General features: G+C 73.2%; 12 protein-coding genes. 4 read left to right on the top strand and 8 right to left on the bottom strand.

The window, feature by feature from the left end:
• Positions 1-113: 113 nt before the first annotated feature.
• Positions 114-515, bottom strand: coding sequence for an Rv3235 family protein (locus tag ACFWAR_RS36950; protein WP_385787350.1), 402 nt, complete (start codon positions 513-515; stop codon positions 114-116).
• A 300-nt stretch (positions 516-815) separates the two neighbouring features.
• Between ACFWAR_RS36950 and ACFWAR_RS36945 the strand changes: the two genes are divergently transcribed.
• The 3 genes from ACFWAR_RS36945 to ACFWAR_RS36935 all read left to right on the top strand — a co-directional run bounded on the left by ACFWAR_RS36945 (position 816) and on the right by ACFWAR_RS36935 (position 7,344).
• Positions 816-1,316 (top strand): DUF6912 family protein, encoded by a 501-nt coding sequence (locus ACFWAR_RS36945; protein ID WP_385787347.1) that lies wholly within the window; start codon positions 816-818, stop codon positions 1,314-1,316.
• A complete protein-coding gene (locus ACFWAR_RS36940; RefSeq protein ID WP_385787344.1) occupies positions 1,313-1,999 on the top strand; it encodes an HAD family hydrolase in 687 nt (228 codons plus the stop codon). Before ACFWAR_RS36945 ends, ACFWAR_RS36940 begins: the two co-directional genes overlap by 4 nt.
• Positions 2,000-2,379: 380 nt before the next feature.
• On the top strand, positions 2,380-7,344 hold the full coding sequence (locus ACFWAR_RS36935; protein ID WP_385787341.1) for an NAD-glutamate dehydrogenase: 4,965 nt from the start codon (positions 2,380-2,382) through the stop codon (positions 7,342-7,344).
• Between the two features lie 85 nt (positions 7,345-7,429).
• On the opposite strand, the gene ACFWAR_RS36930 is transcribed toward ACFWAR_RS36935, so the two are convergent.
• Both ACFWAR_RS36930 and ACFWAR_RS36925 read right to left on the bottom strand, forming a co-directional pair.
• Entirely contained in the window at positions 7,430-8,245 is an 816-nt protein-coding gene (locus ACFWAR_RS36930; RefSeq protein ID WP_385787337.1) for an ABC transporter ATP-binding protein, read from the bottom strand.
• Positions 8,238-9,140, bottom strand: coding sequence for an ABC transporter permease (locus ACFWAR_RS36925; protein ID WP_385787334.1), 903 nt, complete (start codon positions 9,138-9,140; stop codon positions 8,238-8,240). Before ACFWAR_RS36925 ends, ACFWAR_RS36930 begins: the two co-directional genes overlap by 8 nt.
• A 146-nt stretch (positions 9,141-9,286) precedes the next feature.
• On the opposite strand from ACFWAR_RS36925, the gene ACFWAR_RS36920 reads away from it, so the two are divergent.
• Complete coding sequence (locus tag ACFWAR_RS36920; RefSeq protein WP_385787331.1) at positions 9,287-9,991, top strand: TetR/AcrR family transcriptional regulator; 705 nt, start codon at positions 9,287-9,289, stop codon at positions 9,989-9,991.
• Between the two features lie 102 nt (positions 9,992-10,093).
• Here the strand turns inward: ACFWAR_RS36920 and ACFWAR_RS36915 are convergent, their stop codons facing one another.
• The 5 genes from ACFWAR_RS36915 to ACFWAR_RS36895 form a co-directional block, all read right to left on the bottom strand.
• Positions 10,094-12,346, bottom strand: coding sequence for a CDP-glycerol glycerophosphotransferase family protein (locus ACFWAR_RS36915; protein WP_385787329.1), 2,253 nt, complete (start codon positions 12,344-12,346; stop codon positions 10,094-10,096).
• A 152-nt stretch (positions 12,347-12,498) separates the two neighbouring features.
• Positions 12,499-13,356, bottom strand: coding sequence for a carbohydrate ABC transporter permease (locus ACFWAR_RS36910; protein WP_385787326.1), 858 nt, complete (start codon positions 13,354-13,356; stop codon positions 12,499-12,501).
• Positions 13,353-14,618, bottom strand: coding sequence for a carbohydrate ABC transporter permease (locus tag ACFWAR_RS36905; RefSeq protein ID WP_385787353.1), 1,266 nt, complete (start codon positions 14,616-14,618; stop codon positions 13,353-13,355). Before ACFWAR_RS36905 ends, ACFWAR_RS36910 begins: the two co-directional genes overlap by 4 nt.
• 74 nt (positions 14,619-14,692) lie before the next feature.
• Positions 14,693-16,072: an ABC transporter substrate-binding protein gene (locus ACFWAR_RS36900; RefSeq protein WP_385787323.1), complete on the bottom strand. Its 1,380-nt coding sequence runs from the start codon at positions 16,070-16,072 to the stop codon at positions 14,693-14,695.
• 108 nt (positions 16,073-16,180) lie between these two features.
• Positions 16,181-18,329, bottom strand: a 2,149-nt coding sequence (locus tag ACFWAR_RS36895) for an FtsK/SpoIIIE domain-containing protein (protein WP_385787320.1), incomplete at its 5' end; no start/stop codon positions are given.

The raw sequence follows: 18,329 nt of genomic DNA, 5'->3' as shown, positions 1-18,329 counted from the left end.
GCGCCTCCGGCGGCGCCTCAAACGCCGGCGAGGCTGAACTTGGCCAGGCCCGACCCCCGGACGCCACACGCGGCGCCTCAAACGCCGGCGGGGCTGGAGTTGGCGGGGCCGGGTCAGGGGCGGGGGCCGGTGGTTTCTACTGCGGCGCAGCGCCAGCGGAGGTCGGGGCCCTGTTCCAGGCGGAAGGCCATGGCCGTGACGCGGTCGCCGGTGGCGATGCGGGCGAAGGCTTCGATCACGCCCGGCCCGGGATGGAAGCGGCCGCACTGCCGCAGCACCGGCCGCAGCTGGTCCCGGAAGGGGCCCGCCGGGGCGGTCAGGGTGACCAGCTGCTCGTACGCCGGGCCGACGGTGTGCCCGAGCAGGGAGTGGACCGGCCGTTGGCCGCTGAGGACGGCCAGGAGCCGCTCCGCGAACCAGTGGTGGGGACCGGGCCGGGCCCCGCGGGGAGGGCTCGGCGGCCGGCGCTGGTCGTGGCGTCCCGCAGGCCGGGTGGTGCTCCGCGTGCTGGTCATGGCGCGTCCCCGAAGAGGCCGGGCCCGGCGGTACCGGGCGGTAACTTGTCGGTGACCTTCTACGGGCGCCCGCCGGGCCCCGCAACGGCACCGCGGCCCGGGCCCCGCCCCGGCCGGGGTTCGCCTATCAGGGGCGCCGCGCCGCCGCCCGGTCCCGCGGGGCGCGCGGGCGGCGTAGCGCCGTGGACGCGGGGGCGGGCGCGGGCGGCAGCTCGAAGGGGGACCGGGGGCTGCCCCGGACGGCGGGGGAGCGGCGGTCGTATCCTGAGGGCGTTCCCCGACTACCGAAAGCAGCCGGCCATGCGCGTGTACGTCCCCCTGACCCTCCCCGGGCTCGCCGAGGCGCACAAGGCGGGCGAGCTGGGCCCCGCCCCGCTGCGTGCGTACGCCGTCACGCCCGGCCTGCGCGAGTGGTACGTCTCGGACGACATCGAGGAGCTGGAGTACGCCGCCCTGAACCGGGCCGCGATCGCCTCGCTGCGCCTGATCGCCGAGGACCCGGCCGCCCCCCGCAAGCGGGTCGTCGTCGCCCTCGACGTCGACGACGCGGCCGCGACCGCGGTCCCCGGCTCGGACGAGGCGGGCCTCGGCCTGGTGGCGCTGGCCGCCGCGGTGCGCCTGAAGGTGGCGGCCGCCGTGCACGTGGACGCCGCGGACGCCGAGGACGACGTGCGCGCCGCCGCGGCCGCCGTGGGCGCCGCCGACGCCGGTGACGGCGACGCGCAGGCCGCCGTGGACGGCGCCGAGGACCACGACCTGCTGTGGTTCGGGGTGCAGGAGATCCCGGGTCTGCTCACGTGACCGGCGCGGACGTGACCGCGGGCGCCGGCGCCCACCTGGTGTGGGACTGGAACGGGACCCTGCTCCACGACATCGACGCCGTGATGGCCGCGACGAACGCCTCCTTCGCCGAGCTGGGGTTCGCGCCGATCACCTTGGAGCGCTACCGCGAGCTGTACGTCGTCCCCGTGCCGAAGTTCTACGAGCGGCTGATGGGGCGCCTGCCCACGGACGACGAGTGGCTGGTCATGGACGACACCTTCCACCGGCACTACTGGGCCGAGGCCGAGGGCGCGGGGCTCGCCGAGGGTGCGCGCGAGCTGCTGGAGGGCTGGCGGACGGCCGGGCTCACCCAGTCCCTGCTGTCCCTGGCGCCCCACGACAAGCTCGTGCCCCTGGTCCGGCGGCACGGGATCCACGACCACTTCCTGCGCGTCGACGGGCGCGTCGGGCCCTCGCACACCTCGAAGGCAGGCCACCTCGTACGTCATATGGCCGCCATGGAGGGGACGGGCGTGAGCGCCACCCGTACGGTCCTCATCGGGGACGCCGTCGACGACGCCCTGGCCGCCGCCCACGTGGGCGCGCTGGCCGTGCTCTACACCGGCGGTTCGCACAGTCGCCGCAGTCTGGAATCAGCCGGAGTCCCGGTCGTGGACAGCCTGGCGGAGGCGGTCCGGATAGCGCGCGAATTGGCCGGATAACGGCGTTTAAATCCCCCGGAACGGCCCCCCGCACGTACGGGGGGCCCGCGTCGCTGTCCAGAGTGTCAAAGTTCCACCCCCGGATTTGTACACATACAGCTCATGACGGGTCGGGGGTGGGGCGAGATAGCCTTGTCCCGTGATCAGCGCGATAGTCCTCGGGGGCACTGAAGCCCCCGACCAGCGCCCGGCGCACCACCGTGCCCGGGCCATCGCTGATCCCCGCCTCCGGGGCCCCTGGCCGAGAATGGTCCATTCCGCCCCGGCCGGCTCATACGACGGCATAGCGTCGATTCCGAACGGACATCCCGCCTCGCGGCGCTATGTCATTCCTTCCTTCACCTACGTCACGCAATGGCGCGCGACAGGAGTCAGAGGACATGCAGACCAAGCTGGACGAAGCAAAGGCCGAGCTGCTCGCACGGGCGGCCCGGGTAGCTGAGAACAGCCCGGCCGGGGGGCTACTTCCGACTGGGTCCGAGCAAGGGGGGCGTCCGGATCTGGACACGATGCTCTCTTACCTCCAGCGCTACTACCTGCACACCGCACCCGAGGACCTCACCGACCGCGACCCGGTCGACGTCTTCGGCGCCGCGCTCTCCCACTACCGGCTCGCCGAGAACCGGCCGCAGGGCACGGCCCGCGTGCGCGTCCACACCCCCACGGTCGAGGAGAACGGCTGGACCTCCAGCCACTCGGTCGTCGAGGTGGTCACCGACGACATGCCCTTCCTCGTCGACAGCGTCACCAACGAACTGTCCCGCCAGGGCCGCGGCATCCACGTCGTGATCCACCCGCAGGTCGTCGTCCGCCGTGACGTCACCGGCAAGCTGATCGAGATCCTCGGTCCCGACTGCGACGCGCACGGCCCCGCCACCGCGCGCCCCCACGACTCCCTCGTCGAGTCCTGGATCCACGTCGAGATCGACCGCGAGACCGACCGCGACGACCTCACCCAGATCACCGCCGACCTGCTCCGCGTCCTGTCCGACGTCCGCGAGGCCGTCGAGGACTGGGAGAAGATGCGCGACGCGGCCCGCCGCATCGCCGAGGAGCTGCCCGCCGAGCACACCGCCAGCGACCTGCGCGAGCACGAGCTGGACGAGGCCCGCGAGCTGCTGCGCTGGCTGGCCGGGGACAACTTCACCTTCCTCGGGTACCGCGAGTACAACCTGGTCGACGGGGACGCGCTGGCCGCCGTGCCCGGCACGGGCCTGGGCATCCTGCGCTCCGACCCGCACCACAGCGGCAAGGACGACGGCCACCCGGTCTCGCCGTCCTTCAACCGGCTGCCCGCCGACGCCCGCGCCAAGGCGCGCGAGCACAAGCTGCTGGTGCTGACCAAGGCCAACAGCCGCTCCACCGTGCACCGCCCCTCCTACCTGGACTACGTCGGCGTCAAGAAGTTCGACGCCGAGGGCAACGTCATCGGTGAGCGCCGCTTCCTCGGCCTGTTCTCCTCGGCCGCCTACACCGAGTCCGTGCGCCGCGTCCCGGTGATCCGCCGCAAGGTCGTCGAGGTCCTCGAAGGCGCCGGTTTCGCACCGAGCAGCCACGACGGCCGCGACCTGCTCCAGATCCTGGAGACCTACCCGCGCGACGAGCTGTTCCAGACCCCGGTCGACCAGCTCCGCGCCATCGCCACCTCCGTCCTGTACCTCCAGGAACGCCGCCGGCTGCGGCTGTACCTGCGCCAGGACGAGTACGGGCGCTACTACTCGGCCCTGGTCTACCTGCCCCGCGACCGCTACACCACGGGCGTCCGGCTGCGGCTGATCGACATCCTCAAGGAGGAGCTCGGCGGCACCAGCGTCGACTTCACCGCCTGGAACACCGAGTCGATCCTCTCCCGCATCCACTTCGTCATCCGCGTCCCGCAGGGCACCGAGCTGCCCGTGCTCACCGACGCCGACGCCGAGCGCATCGAGGCCCGCCTGGTCGAGGCCGCCCGCTCCTGGGCCGACGGCTTCGCCGAGGCCCTGACCGCCGAGTGCGGCGAGGAGCGCGCGGCCGAGCTGCTGCGCCGCTACGGCGGATCCTTCCCCGAGGGCTACAAGGCCGACCACTCGCCGCGCGCCGCCGTCGCCGACCTGGTCCGGCTGGAGCGCCTCAGCGCCAGCTCCAGCGACTTCGACCTCTCGCTGTACGAGCCGGTCGGCGCGGGCCCCGGCGAGCGCCGCTTCAAGATCTACCGCCAGGGCGAGCAGGTCTCCCTGTCCGCCGTGCTCCCGGTCCTGCAGCGCCTCGGCGTCGAGGTCACCGACGAGCGGCCGTACGAGCTGCGCTGCGCCGACCGCACGCACGCCTGGGTCTACGACTTCGGCCTGCGGCTGCCCGCGTCCTCGGGCACCGCCGAGCACATCGGCGGCGACGCCCGCGAGCGCTTCCAGAACGCCTTCGCCGCGGTCTGGCAGGGCGACGCGGAGAACGACAACTTCAACACCCTGGTGCTGAGCGCCGGGCTCACCTGGCGCCAGGCCGTCGTGCTGCGCGCGTACGCGAAGTACATGCGCCAGGCCGGTTCCACCTTCAGCCAGGACTACATGGAGGACACCCTCCGCAACAACGTCCACACCACCCGGCTGCTGGTCTCGCTCTTCGAGGCGCGGATGTCGCCCAGCCGCCAGGCCGCGGGCACCGAGCTGATCGACGCGATGCTGGAGGAGCTGGAAGGCGCCCTCGACCAGGTCGCCTCGCTGGACGAGGACCGCATCCTGCGGGCGTTCCTGACGCTCATCAAGGCCACCCTGCGGACCAACTTCTTCCAGCTCACCAAGGCCGGCGAGCCGCACTCCTACGTGTCGGTCAAGTTCGACCCGCAGGCCATCCCGGACCTCCCCGCGCCCCGCCCGGCGTACGAGATCTGGGTCTACTCGCCCCGCGTCGAGGGCGTCCACCTGCGCTTCGGCAAGGTCGCGCGCGGCGGGCTGCGCTGGTCCGACCGGCGCGAGGACTTCCGTACGGAGATCCTCGGCCTGGTCAAGGCGCAGATGGTGAAGAACACCGTCATCGTGCCGGTCGGCGCCAAGGGCGGCTTCGTCGCCAAGAACCTGCCGGACCCGTCGGTGGACCGCGACGCCTGGCTCGCCGAGGGCATCGCCTCGTACAAGATCTTCATCTCGGCGCTGCTCGACATCACCGACAACCTCGTCGCCGGCGAGGTCGTGCCCCCCAAGGACGTGGTCCGCCACGACGAGGACGACACCTACCTCGTCGTCGCCGCCGACAAGGGCACCGCGACCTTCTCCGACATCGCCAACGCGGTGGCCGAGTCCTACGGCTTCTGGCTCGGCGACGCCTTCGCCTCGGGCGGCTCCGCCGGCTACGACCACAAGGGCATGGGCATCACCGCCCGCGGCGCGTGGGAGTCCGTCAAGCGGCACTTCCGCGAGCTGGGCCACGACACCCAGACCGAGGACTTCACCACGGTCGGCGTCGGCGACATGTCCGGCGACGTCTTCGGCAACGGCATGCTGCTCTCCGAGCACATCCGCCTGGTGGCCGCCTTCGACCACCGGCACATCTTCATCGACCCGAACCCGGACGCGGCCACCTCGTACGCCGAGCGCCGCCGCCTGTTCGACCTGCCGCGCTCCTCGTGGGCCGACTACGACACCTCGCTGCTCTCCGCGGGCGGTGGCATCCACCCCCGCACGGCGAAGGCCATCGCGGTCACCCCGCAGATGCGCGCGGCCCTCGGCATCGAGGCCGGGACCGCCAAGATGACCCCGGCCGAGCTGATGCAGGCGGTCCTCAAGGCCCCGGTCGACCTGCTGTGGAACGGCGGCATCGGTACGTACGTCAAGGCGACGGCCGAGACGCACGCCCACGTCGGCGACAAGGCGAACGACGCCATCCGCGTCGACGGCCAGGACGTGCGCGCCCGGGTCATCGGCGAGGGCGGCAACCTCGGCCTGACCCAGCTGGGCCGGATCGAGTTCGCCCGCCTCGGCGCGGGCGGCGAGGGCGGCAAGATCAACACCGACGCCATCGACAACAGCGCGGGCGTGGACACCTCCGACCACGAGGTGAACATCAAGATCCTGCTGAACGCGGTCGTCTCCGACGGGGACATGACCGTCAAGCAGCGCAACACGCTCCTCGCCACGATGACCGACGAGGTCGGCCACCTGGTGCTGCGCAACAACTACGCGCAGAACGTGGCGCTCGCCAACGGCGCCGCCCAGGCGCCCAGCCTGCTCCACGCCCAGCAGCGCTTCATGCGCCGCCTGGGCCGCGACGGACTGCTCGACCGCAAGCTGGAGTTCCTGCCCGACGACCGGCAGATCCGCGAGCTGCTCAACGGCGGCAAGGGCCTGACCCAGCCGGAGCTGGCCGTCCTGTTCGCCTACACCAAGATCACGGTGGCGGACGAGCTGATCGGCACCGGGCTGCCGGACGACGCCTACCTCAACCGCCTGCTGCACGAGTACTTCCCGGGCGCCCTGCGCGAGAAGTTCCCCGAGCAGATCGAGGCGCACGCGCTGCGCCGCGAGATCATCACGACGATCCTGGTCAACGACACCGTCAACAGCGGTGGCTCGACCTTCCTGCACCGGCTCCGCGAGGAGACCGGCGCCTCCCTGGAGGAGATCGTCCGGGCGCAGCTCTCGGCCCGCGAGATCTTCGGCCTGGCCGAGGTGTGGGACGCGGTCGAGGCGCTGGACAACAAGGTCGCGGCCGACGTGCAGACCCGGATCCGGCTGCACTCGCGCCGACTCGTCGAGCGCGGCACCCGGTGGCTGCTCAACAACCGGCCGCAGCCGCTCCAGATCAGCGAGACCATCGCCTTCTTCTCGGAGCGGGTCACCCAGGTCTGGTCCGAGCTGCCCAAGCTGGTGCGCGGCGCCGACCTGGAGTGGTACACCTCGATCGTGGACGAGCTGACCGAGGCGGGCGTCCCGGCGGAGCTGGCGGCCAAGGTCGCCGGGTTCTCCTCGGCCTTCCCGACGCTCGACATCGTCGCGATCGCGGACCGCACCGGCATCGACCCGCTGGGCGTGGCCGAGGTCTACTACGACCTGGCCGACCGCCTGGACATCACCCAGCTGATGGACCGGATCATCGAACTGCCGCGGTCCGACCGCTGGCAGTCCATGGCCCGCGCCTCCATCCGCGAGGACCTGTTCGCCGCGCACGCGGCGATGACCGCCGACGTGCTGGCGGTCGGCAACGGTTCCTCCACTCCCGAGGAGCGCTTCTCGGCGTGGGAGGAGAAGAACGCGGCGATCATCGGGCGCGCCCGGACGACCCTGGACGAGATCAAGGGCTCGGACGACTTCGACCTGGCGAACCTGTCGGTTGCGATGCGGACGATGCGCTCGCTCCTGCGCACGCACAGCTGAGCGGAACACGCCCAGGAGTACGGGGAGGGCCCCGGGACCGGATCGCGGTCCCGGGGCCCTCCCCGTCGTGGTGGTGGCGCGGCCGCTACTGCTTGCCGAACTCCTCGTACGCGTCGCAGACCTCCTGCGTCGGCCCGTCCATCCGCAGCACGCCGTGCTCCAGCCACAGGACGCGGTCGCAGGTCTCGCGGATGGTGCCGATGCCGTGGCTGACCAGGAAGACCGTGCCCGCGGTCTGGCGCAGCTCCTCGATCCGCTTCTGGCTGCGGCGCTGGAAGGAGGCGTCGCCGGTGGCGAGGGCCTCGTCGATCATCAGGACGTCGTGGTCCTTGGCGGCGGCGATGGAGAACCGCAGGCGCGCGCCCATGCCGGAGGAGTAGGTGCGCATGGGGAGCGAGATGAAGTCGCCCTTCTCGTTGATCCCGGAGAAGTCGACGATGCCCTGGTAGCGCTCCTGGACCTGCTGCTTGGACATGCCCATGGCCAGGCCGCCGAGGATGACGTTGCGCTCGCCGGTCAGGTCGTTCATCAGGGCGGCGTTCACGCCGAGCAGCGAGGGCTGGCCGTGCGAGAAGATCCGGCCGCGCTCCACCGGCTGCAGGCCCGCGATGGCCTGGAGCAGGGTGGACTTTCCGGAGCCGTTGGTGCCGATCAGGCCGATGGCCTCGCCCTTGTAGGCGATGAAGGACACCCCGCGCACGGCGTGCACCTCGCGGATGCCGGGCTTGGGCTTCTTGCGGTTGAAGATCCGGCTGAGCGCGGCGGTGGCGCTGCCGCGGCCGGCGCCGGTGCCGACGATCCGGTAGGTGATGTGGACGTCGTCCGCGATGACGGTGGGGACGCGGGTGTCGGCGGGGGCGCCGGTGGCCGCGGTGGTGCTGGTGGTCGTCGTCTCAGCCACGTCCGTACTCCTCTTCGGCCTTCCAGAAGTAGATGAAGCCGCCCACGCCGACCACGAGGGCCCAGCCGATGGCGATCAGCCAGACGTGGTGCGGGAGGGACGAGACCTTGGTGCTGTCGATCAGCGCGTACCGCATCAGGTCGATGTAGACGGCGGCCGGGTTCGTCTGGAGCACCGTGGTCACCCAGTGCGGCAGGTGGTCCTTCTTGAGCATGTCGCTGATGCTCCACATGACGCCCGAGGAGTACATCCAGGTCCGCAGGACGAAGGGCATCAGCTGGCTGACGTCCGGGTTCTTGCTGCCGAGCCGGGCCATGATCATGGCGCAGCCCGCGCAGAAGACGGCCATCAGGAAGAGCGTGGGGAAGACCAGGAACCAGTTCAGGGTGGGCAGCTGGCCGAAGCAGACCAGGAGGACGATCAGGGCGCCCATGGTGACGAGCAGCTGCTGGAAGAGCTGGATCACGCTGGACAGGGGCAGGCTCGCGCGGGGGAAGTGCAGGGCCCGGACCAGGCCGAGGTTGCTGTGGACGGCGCGGGTGCCGGCGTTGACGGAGCTGCCGATGAAGTCCCAGACGAAGACGCCCGTGATCAGGAACGGGAGGTAGTTCGGGACGCCGTGGCTGGCCTTCATGATGATGCCGAAGATGAAGTAGTACACGGCCGCGTTCAGCAGCGGGGTGACCAGGTGCCAGACCTGGCCGAGCTTCGCGGTGCTGTAGGTCGATGCCATCCGCGCCGTCGCGTACGACATCACGAAGTGCCGGCGCTGCCAGAGCTGGCCGACGTACGCGGGCAGGGAGGGACGGGCGCCGCTGAGGGTCAGGCCGTGGGCGGCCGCCAGTGCCTCGATGTCCGGCTGGGGTGCCGGGGGCTTGGCCAGGGTGGTGGTCACGAAGGTCGCTTTCGACGGGGGCGGGGCGTCGCTGGCGATGGAACGGGTCCGTATCGTCGCTACGGCGAGGTTAGGGCGGGACGCGTCGGAACGCAACCGTATCGTCGTGACGGGTGTGGGACGGCGTGCGCGGTTATGCTCCCTGTATGACCCCGGACCCTGCCGTTCCCGCCGCCCCCGCCGCCCCTGCCGCGCCCGCTCCCGCCGCTGCCGCCGTCGCTTCGCCCGAGCCCGCTGCCGCGCCCGTCGCGGCGCCCGCGGCGGCCCGGCGTCGGGCGCCCGCCGGGGCCGCGGTGCTGCGCGAGGACGTGACCGAGGCGATCCGGGCGGCGGTGGTCGAGGAACTGGCCGCGGTCGGGTTCGCGCGGATGTCGATCGAGGGGATCGCGCGGCGGGCGGGGGTCGGCAAGACGGCCGTCTACCGGCGCTGGAAGTCCAAGCTGCACCTGGTGCTGGACCTGGTGGCCGCCTTCGCGGTGGACGGGCTGCCGGTGCCGGCCACGGGGTCGCTCTACGGGGACGTGCGGGCCCTGCTGGAGGTCATGTCCCACGTCCTGCGGCACCCGGTGGCCTCGGCCGTCATCCCCGACCTGCTGGTCGAGGCGGCGCGGAACCCGGAGATCGCGGCGGCGGTGCGGGGGGCGCTGCTGGACGGGCAGCGCAGGCTCGCCGAGGGGATCGTGTCCGAGGCGGTCGCGCGGGGGGAGTTGGCGCGGGGGGCGGATCCCGAGCGGGCGCTCGATCTGGCGATCGGGCCGTTGTACTGGCGGGTGGTGGTCGTCAACGATGCCGCTCCGCGGGCCTATCTGGACGCGTTGGCGGCGTCCGTGGTGGCGGGGCTCAAGGTCTGAGCCTGCCGGGGGCCCCGGGGGGTGGGGTGCGGTGTGGTGCGCTGTGCGCGTCCGCTGCCCTCCGGGGGCGCCTCGATCGCAGGCGGGGCCTGATCGGGTGGGTCAGGGCCAGAGGGGGGTGGTCAGGGCGGGGGCGGGGGCGGGGAGGGCCGGGGTGGGGTGGCGGTGTTCCAGGGGGGTGACGGCGGGGGCCGGGGTGGTCTGGCCCAGGAAGACGTGGCGGACGACGCGCTCCGCCGCGTGGCCGTCGTCGTACGAGCAGAAGCGGGACCGGAACGAGGCGCGCAGCTGCGCCGAGCGCGAGCCCTGCCAGTGGCCGGTGGCGAAGATGTCCACCAGCTCGTCCTCGGTCCGGGCGATCGCGCCCGGGGGGAAGGCGCGCAGGTCGAAGTAGGTGCCGCGGGACGCCTCGTAGGCCTCCCAGTCGTCCGCGTGGATCACGATCGGCCGGTCCAGCGCCGCGTAGTCGAACATCAGGGACGAGTAGTCCGTCACCAACGCGTCCGACGCCAGGCAGAGTTCCTCCACCGAGGGGTGGCTCGTCACGTCCAGGAGCCGGGGGTGGCGCTCCCACGTCGGCGGGGTGTCCGCGTACGTCAGGTGCGTGCGCGCCAGGATCGTGAAGCGCGGGCCGAGATCGCGCAGCACCCGCTCGAAGTCGAGGTGTTCGGGACGGCTGCGCCGGTAGTCGCGGTGCGTGGGCGCGTACAGGATCACGGTCGAGCCCGCCGGGATGCCCAGGCGCTCGCGCAGCTCCAGCACGTCGCTCGGCGCGGCCCGGTGGAAGACGTCGTTGCGCGGGTAGCCGTACTCCAGCGTCGTGTAGGACGACGGCAGCGCCTTCTCCCACACCAGCGTCGAGTGCCGGTTCCCGGACAGCAGGTAGTCCCACTGGTCGGCGCCCCGCAGCAGGCCCGCGAAATCGGTGGTCGGGGTCGCCGCCGGGCGGTCCTGGAGGTCGAGGCCGACGCGCTTGAGCGGAGTGCCGTGCTGGGTCTGGAGCAGGACCTGCCCGGGCCGCTTGACCAGCGCGCGGTCGAAGTTCACGTTCGTGACCAGGTGCGTGGCCCGGGCCAGCGCGGTCCAGTAGGCCAGCGAGCCGGGCCGCAGCGCGGCCGTCTCCTTCGGCAGCGTCGCGGCGTGCGCCGGGTCGCAGATCCACGCCGTGCGCGCGCCGGGCACGAGTTCCCGCAGCTTCGCCTCGATCGCGGCCGGGTTGCAGGCGTACCCGCCGTGCCAGTACGCGCTGAAGACCGCCAGGTCGGGCCGGAGCGGCAGCAGCCGCTGGATCCGGTAGTGGCAGCGCAGCGCGGTCTCGCGCAGGCCCCGCAGGCCGCCGAGCGCGCTGCGGCCCAGGCGGGTGCCGAACGCCCGCAGCCCGGACAGCAGCCCGTAGGTGCGCCGCAGGCCGAAGCGCATCAGGGCGTGCCGCAGCCGGTCGGTGCGCGACAGGGACAGCGGCTGCGCGTCGGAGCGCACCGCGACCCGGTAGCGGCGCAGCGAGAGGGCCGCCCGCCGGAAGAACTCCGGCCGGGCGGCGCGCGGGAGGCGGTGCGGGTCGGCGTACACGGCGCAGAAGTGCTCGGCCATCCGCCGGTGCAGGACCGGCCGCCACCGGTCGAGTTCGGGGCGGGAGGCGAGGTGGGCGAACACCCGGTCGTACTGGTCGAAGACGTCGAGGTGGGCCCGGCTGGGAGTGGTCCGGATCGACCCGCTGCGGCGCTGGCGGTAGTGCACGCAGACCCGGTCCAGGACGGCGACGGACTCGGCGGCCAGCAGCACCGGGTAGGTCCAGGGGGTGTCCTCGTAGAACCCGGGCGGGAAGACCAGGCCCTCGCGCTCCACGAACTCGCGCCGGTACGCCTTGTTCCACACCACCATCAGCATGCCCAGCAGCGCGGGGCGGTCGGCGATGCGGAAACTGGCCGGGCCGTCCTCGCCGAGGCGGTGCGCGAGCCGGTTGCGGGTGGTCTCGCCGGTCCAGAAGGTGCGCGCGTAGTCGTAGACCAGCACGTCGGGGGAGCCGGTCGCCTTGAGCCGGTCCGCGACGGCCTGCAGGGCGCCCGGGGTGAGGGTGTCGTCGCCGTCCAGGAAGATCAGGTAGTCGCCCGTGGCCCGGGACAGGCCCGCGTTGCGCGCCGGCCCCAGGCCCGCGTTGCGCGCCAGGTGCACCGGGGTGACCCGGGGGTCCCGGGCCGCGTACTCGTCGATGATCTGACCGCAGGCGTCCGGGGAGGCGTCGTCCACCACGATCAGTTCCAGATCCGGGTACGACTGGCACAGGACCGAGTCCAGCGCCTCCTGGAGGTACGCCTGGACCTTGTACGCGGGCACGATGACGCTGAACCGGGGCACGGCACATCCAGGGGTCGGCGCGGGCATATTGCCCAGCAACCCCCGGGGTGGCGATCGGGTTACGCGACCCGTGGCATTCGGGTTACCCAGCGTCAACGCGGCACGTCAACGCGGCGGTTCGCGCTGCGGTACGCGGCCCCGGCGGCCCCGCGCTACTTGATCGCGCCCGCCATCACCCCCGACACGAACTGGCGCTGGAAGGCGAAGAACACGGCCAGCGGGATCACCATCGACAAGAACGCGCCCGGGGCCAGGACGTCGATGTTGTTGCCGAACTGCCGCACCTGCTGCTGGAGCGCGACCGTGATCGGCGGGTGCGTCGAGTCCGCGAAGACCAGCGCCACCAACATGTCGTTCCACACCCACAGGAACTGGAAGATGCCCAGCGAGGCGATCGCCGGACCGCCCAGCGGCAGCACCACCCGCGCGAACAGCCGCAGTTCGCCCGCCCCGTCCAGGCGCGCCGCCTCCAGCAGCTCGCGCGGGATCTCCGCGAAGAAGTTGCGCAGCAGGAACACCGCGAAGGGCAGCCCGAAGGCGGTGTGGAAGAGCACCACCCCGGCCGTGGTCTCGAACAGGCCGATGGAACCGAAGAGTTCGGAGACCGGGATCAGTGCCACCTGCACGGGGACCACCAGCAGCGCGACCACCACCAGGAACAGCGCGTCCCGCCCCGGGAACTCCAGCCAGGCGAAGGCGTATCCGGCGAAGGCGCCCAGGACGAGCACCAGCAGGGTGGCCGGCACGGTGATCGCCACCGTGCTCAGCAGCGAGCCGGTGATGGTGTCGTTGGACAGCAGCCGCTCGTAGTTGGCGGTGGTCAGCCGGGACGGCGCGGTCAGCACCTGCCACCAGCCCGCCTTGTTCAGGTCGGCGGGCGCCAGCAGCGAGGAGACCAGCAGCCCGAGGGTCGGCAGCAGCCAGAACGCGGCCGCGAGGACCAGGAACACGCGCACGGCGCCGCCCGCGGCGCGCGCCGCCAGCCTGCTCGTGAGGGTCGGCGTCGTCATCGGCGGGCCTCCCGGCGCATCCGGTGGATGTTGTAGAGCATGACCGGGAGGACGAGCACCAGCAGCAGCACCGCGATGGCACTGCCGAGGCCCGGGTTCGCGTCCGTGCCGAAGGAGGTCCGGTAGAGCTGGAGGGCGAGCACGTTCGCGTCGTCCTGCACCGAGCCCGGCGCGATCACGAACACCAGGTCGAAGATCTTCATGACGTTGATGACCAGGGTCACCAGCACCACGCCCAGCACCGGCGCCAGCAGCGGGACGGTGATCCGCCGGAAGACCTGCCACTCGTTCGCCCCGTCCACCCGGGCCGCCTCCAGCAGCTCCCGCGGTACGGACGCCAACCCGGCCCCGATCAGGACCATCGCGAAGCCGGCCCACATCCACACGTACGCGCCGATGACGGCCGGGGTGACCAGCGTCGGCCCCAGCCACTGCACGCCCGCGTACGGCGCCGCGAAGTTCGACGCGGGCAGTCGCAGCAGCGCCCCGTCGGCCTTCGCGGACAGGCTGAAGGTGCCGTCGCCCGCGGCCGTGGCCGAATCGACCACCTTGCCGTCCTTGACCGCCTCGATCCGCATGCCCGCGTACCCCGACTCGGCCGGGTCGAGCGCGTTGGTACGGCCGCCCCCGCCGGGGCGGAAGTCCTGCCAGGCGGTCCCCGTGACCCGGCCCGGCTCGGCGGCGGCCGCCGCGGCCGGGCGGGTCCCCTTCGGGAGGTCGTCCGGCGCCACCCCGACCAGCGGGATCAGCACCGGCGAGCCCGCCCGTACCGGATCGCGGGTGACGAACGCGCCGCCGCCCGCGTCCACCAGCGGCGAATCCCGGCCCGGCCGGGCCTTGGGGAAGGCCGAGGAGGGCGCGAAGGTGTCGTGGACCCCGACCCACACCGCGTTCGCCACCCCGCGGTCCGGGTCCGCCTCGTACACCAGCCGGAAGATGATGCCCGCCGCCAGCATCGAGATGGCCATCGGCATGAAGACCAGCAGTTTGAACGCCGTTCCCCAGCGCACCCGCTCGGTCAGCACCGCGAAGATCAGGCCGAGCGCGGTCGCCGTCGTCGGCGCCAGCACCACCCACAGGGCGGTGTTGCCCAGCGCCGTGCGGATGGTGTCGTCGTGCAGGATCTCCCGGAAGTTCGCGGCGCCCACGAAGGAGTCGCCGGTGCGGTCGAAGAGGCTGCGGTAGAGCGAGTAGCCGATCGGGTGCACGACGAGCGCGCCGAGCAGCACCAGCGCGGGCAGCAGGAACGCCCCCGCCACCAGCCGGTGCCGCCGGGCCGCGCGGGTGCGCGCCCCGGCGGGGGCGGGGGCGGTGACCGTCTTGGAGGTCACCGGGATCAGTTCCCGAAGGCCTTGGCCGCGTCGGCCTCCAGTTTGGCCTGTGCGCCCGCGACGTCGGCCGGGTTCGCCAGGAAGTCCTGCAGGTCCTTCCACTCGCCCGCACCCGGCGTACCGCCGAAGGACGCCGGCGCCTGGTCGGACATGTCGAAGCGGAAGTCGTCGCCCGCCGCGAGCAGGTTCTTGGCGATGTCCCGCTGGATCTCGTTGGGATAGGCGCCCGGGTTCACCCCGCGGTTGGGCGAGACGAAGCCGCCCAGCTTCGCCTGGATCTCCGCCGCGTCCGCGGACGCCAGGAAGGTCAGCAGGGCCTGCGCGCCCTTCGAGGGCTTCAGCGCCACCGCCACGTCACCGCCCGAGACCACCGGGGCCTTCGCGCCGACCGCGGGGAAGGGGAACACCAGGGCGTCCGTGCCCACCTTGGCCTCCGTCTGCGCGATGTTCACCGCCACGAAGTCGCCCTCGAAGACCATCGCCGCGCCCGGACGGTCCCCGCCGGTGAAGGTCTGGGTGACCGACTTGGGGAACTCGGTGGCCAGCGCGCCGCTCTGACCGCCCGCCAGGAAGTCCTTGCGGCCGAAGAGCTGGCCCAGGGTGGTCAGCGCCTGCTTGACGCTGTCGTCCGTCCACTTGATCTCGTGCTTGGCGAGCTGGTCGTACTTCTGCGGACCGGCCTGCGAGAGGTAGATGTTCTCGAACCAGTCGGTGAGGGTCCAACCGTCCGCGCCGCCCACCGAGACCGCCGGGACGCCCGAGGCCGACAGGGTGTCCGCGGTCTCCAGGAAGGCCGCCCACGTCGTGGGGACCTGCGCGCCCGCCGCCTTGAACGCCTTCGCGTTGTACCAGACCAGCGACTTGTTGGCCGCCTTGTAGTAGACGCCGTACTGGGTCCCGCCGACCGCGCCCAGCGCCTTCCAGCCCGCCGAGTAGTTCTGGTCGAGCTGCTTCTGCGCCTCCGGGCCCACCGGCTGCGCCCACTTGTTCGTCACGGCCGAGACCAGCGCCCCCACCTGGGGCAGCAGGGCCACGTCAGGCGGCGAACCGCCCGCGACCTTCGTACCGAGGAAGGTGACGATCGGGTCCTGCGCCGGAACGAAGGTGACGGTGGCGCCCGTCCGCTTCTCGAACTCCTTGAGGACCTTGGTGAAGTTCTCCTGCTCCGGACCCGTCCAGACCGCCGCGACCTCCAGCTTCTCCCCGGCCAGGGAGGGTAACTGGACCCGCGGGCCGCTCTGCGTGCTCCCGGCGTCCGGGCTCGGGTCCGCGTCCTTCTTCCCGTCGCCCCCGCCGCCGCAGGCGGTCAGTGCCAGCGCGCACCCGGCGGCCAGCGCCGTCCAGGTGCGCGTGCGTGTGGTGCGGCCCGTTCCGTGCGTGCGCATGGCTCTGCCCCCGATGTCCATGGTGTGTCCCGGACCACAAGGTCTACGCCGAGCCGTGCCACCCCGCAATAGCGCGTCGGGCGCCCGCGCCCCGTGCCCGGCGGGGCCTCAGGGGGCGGGCGGGAACAGCACGGGCACGGCCGAGACCAGGTGGGAGGCCCGGTCCAGGGCGCTGGCCAGCAGGGCGAGGTCGGTCGGGCCGTTGCCCAGCTCGCGCACCGGACGGCGGGCCGGCGGATCCCCCATCCGCTCCCACTCGACCGGAACCACAGTGGGTCTCTGGGTCGCGGTCCGCGGGATCCGACCGGTCACCCGGCCCGCCTGGAAGGGCAGCGTCCGTCCGTCGGCCCGCCGCAGCGACCCGCGGCCGGGGCCGGGCTGGTCGGGCGCGTCCAGCTCCACCCGCAGGGTCGAGGACCGGGCCAGCTCGGTGTCGGCCGTACGGTCGGGGCGCGCGCTGGTCGCCACGAGGTGGACGCCGAGCCGGGCGCCCTCCCGGGCCACCGCCTCCAGGGCCCGCACCACCGACCCGGCGGACGGGCGTCCCGTACTGCCCAGGGCGGGCGCCACGAGCGCGTCGAAGTCGTCCACCAGGACCACCAGACGGGGCAGCGGAGCGGGTCCCGCCTCGGCGCGCGGACCGGCCGCCCGCAGCCGCAGGGTGCCCGAACGCTGCGGGTCCAGATCGCCGCGCAGCTCGACGGCGCTGGGCCGGCGCGGCGCGACCATCCGGTCGGCGACCTCGCGCCGGGCGTGCCACTCGGCGAAGGAGACCCCCTCCAACAGCTCGTGCCGACGCTTGAGTTCGGCCAGGAGGGCCTGTGCGAACTCGCGCATGCGCAGCGGATCGGAGGCCACCAGGTGCGCGGAGACGTGCGGCAGCTCGGTACAGGCCAGCAGCCCGTCCCCGCGCTCGCCGCCCGCCCCGTCCAGCAGCACCAGGCCGAGCCGGTCCGGGCGGGCCGCGGCCGCCAGGGAGGCGGCGACGGAACGGAGCAGCTCCGTGCGCCCGCTGCCCGCCGGTCCCTCGATCAGCAGGTGCGGGCCGTCGGTGACCAGCTCGGCCCCGACCGGACCGCCGCGGCCGCTGCCCAGGACGACCTCCAGCTGCCCGCCGACGCCCTGCCCCTGGTCGGTGGCGGCCGCCCAACGGGCCATCAGCGAAGCCGGGGTGGCCCGGGCCAGGCCCAGCTCGTCGAGCAGCCGGGCGGTCGCGGGCAGGGCGGCGCTGGCCGGGCGCACCGGCTCGCCGCCGGCGCCCTCGGTGCGCAGCGGGGCCAGGGCGCGGGCGAACCGCTCGACCCACGCGGCCGAGACGGCATCGGCGACGGAGCTCTCCCCGGGCGCCACCGGGCGGCCCCCGAGCACGCGGAAGCTGCGCACGACCGTGGCCACGTCACCGCTGAGCAGGGCGACGGCGCCGCAGTCACGGAAGGCCGGGGCGCTCGCGCAGGCCTCCCGGTAGGTCTCGTCGACGGGGGAGGCCGCGGTGGCGGCCGGGGCGTCGGCGAGGGCGAGGACGTGGATGCCGGCGGCCGGGCCGTGCGAGGCGAGCCGACCGGTCACGTCGCGGAGCTGGCCGGGGCCGGGATCGCCGTCGAGCAGGACGAGGACGCGCGGGCCGTCGTACGCGCGGGCGGCGTCGGCCACGGCCTGGCGGTCGGCGGCGGCCCAACTGGTCCCGAGCGGGGAGCCGTCGAGCCGCCGGGTCAGCTCGCCGGTCCGCGCGGTCGCCTGGTCCCGGTCGTAGGCGAGCAGCAGGCGGCAGTCCTGGCCGTGCGCGGGACGGGTGTGCGGGAGCCAGCCGAGCCAGCCCCAGTCCGCGCGCCGCTCGGTCAGCGGGCGGGCCCGGTCGGCGGCGATCAGCACGATCTCCAGCGAGGTGGGGGAGTGCAGGGCGGCGAGCTGGGCGACCACGGAGCGGGCCAGCCCGGTCAGCCGGGCGCGCGGACCGGCCAGGCCGAGCGCCCCGGCGGTGCGCAGCGGGACGCGGGCGCCCGCGCCGAGGGTGACGACGAGCCGTTCGGGGTGGTCCTGGCCGCGGCCCCAGAGCCGTTCGGTGGGCCCGAGCGCGGCCAGCAGCAGCGAGGCGGGGTCGTCCGCCGCCGGCTCCGCGCCGGCCGCGACGGCGGCCACCGGGATCTCGACGGGGACCTCGACCTCTTCGTCCCGCCCGACCCACTTGCGCGCCCAGGCCCCGATCCCGCGCCGCCGGGCGGCCGCCGGGAGGCCGGATCCGGTGCCCGCGGCGGTGCCG

Source organism: Streptomyces sp. NPDC059917 (assembly GCF_042730635.1).
In the GTDB taxonomy this organism is placed as follows: Bacteria; Actinomycetota; Actinomycetes; order Streptomycetales; family Streptomycetaceae; genus Streptomyces.
The sequence above is the reverse complement of the archived record's forward strand: the minus strand, read 5'-3'. Positions and strand labels throughout refer to the sequence as shown.

What these genes read in the sequence shown, in the direction of transcription:
- ACFWAR_RS36950 (WP_385787350.1), bottom strand. Translation starts at nt 515, where the DNA reads ATGACCAGCACGCGGAGCACCACCCGGCCTGCGGGACGCCACGACCAG.
- ACFWAR_RS36945 (WP_385787347.1), top strand. Translation starts at nt 816, where the DNA reads ATGCGCGTGTACGTCCCCCTGACCCTCCCCGGGCTCGCCGAGGCGCAC.
- ACFWAR_RS36935 (WP_385787341.1), top strand. Translation starts at nt 2,380, where the DNA reads ATGCAGACCAAGCTGGACGAAGCAAAGGCCGAGCTGCTCGCACGGGCG.
- ACFWAR_RS36920 (WP_385787331.1), top strand. Translation starts at nt 9,287, where the DNA reads ATGACCCCGGACCCTGCCGTTCCCGCCGCCCCCGCCGCCCCTGCCGCG.
- ACFWAR_RS36910 (WP_385787326.1), bottom strand. Translation starts at nt 13,356, where the DNA reads ATGACGACGCCGACCCTCACGAGCAGGCTGGCGGCGCGCGCCGCGGGC.
- ACFWAR_RS36900 (WP_385787323.1), bottom strand. Translation starts at nt 16,072, where the DNA reads ATGCGCACGCACGGAACGGGCCGCACCACACGCACGCGCACCTGGACG.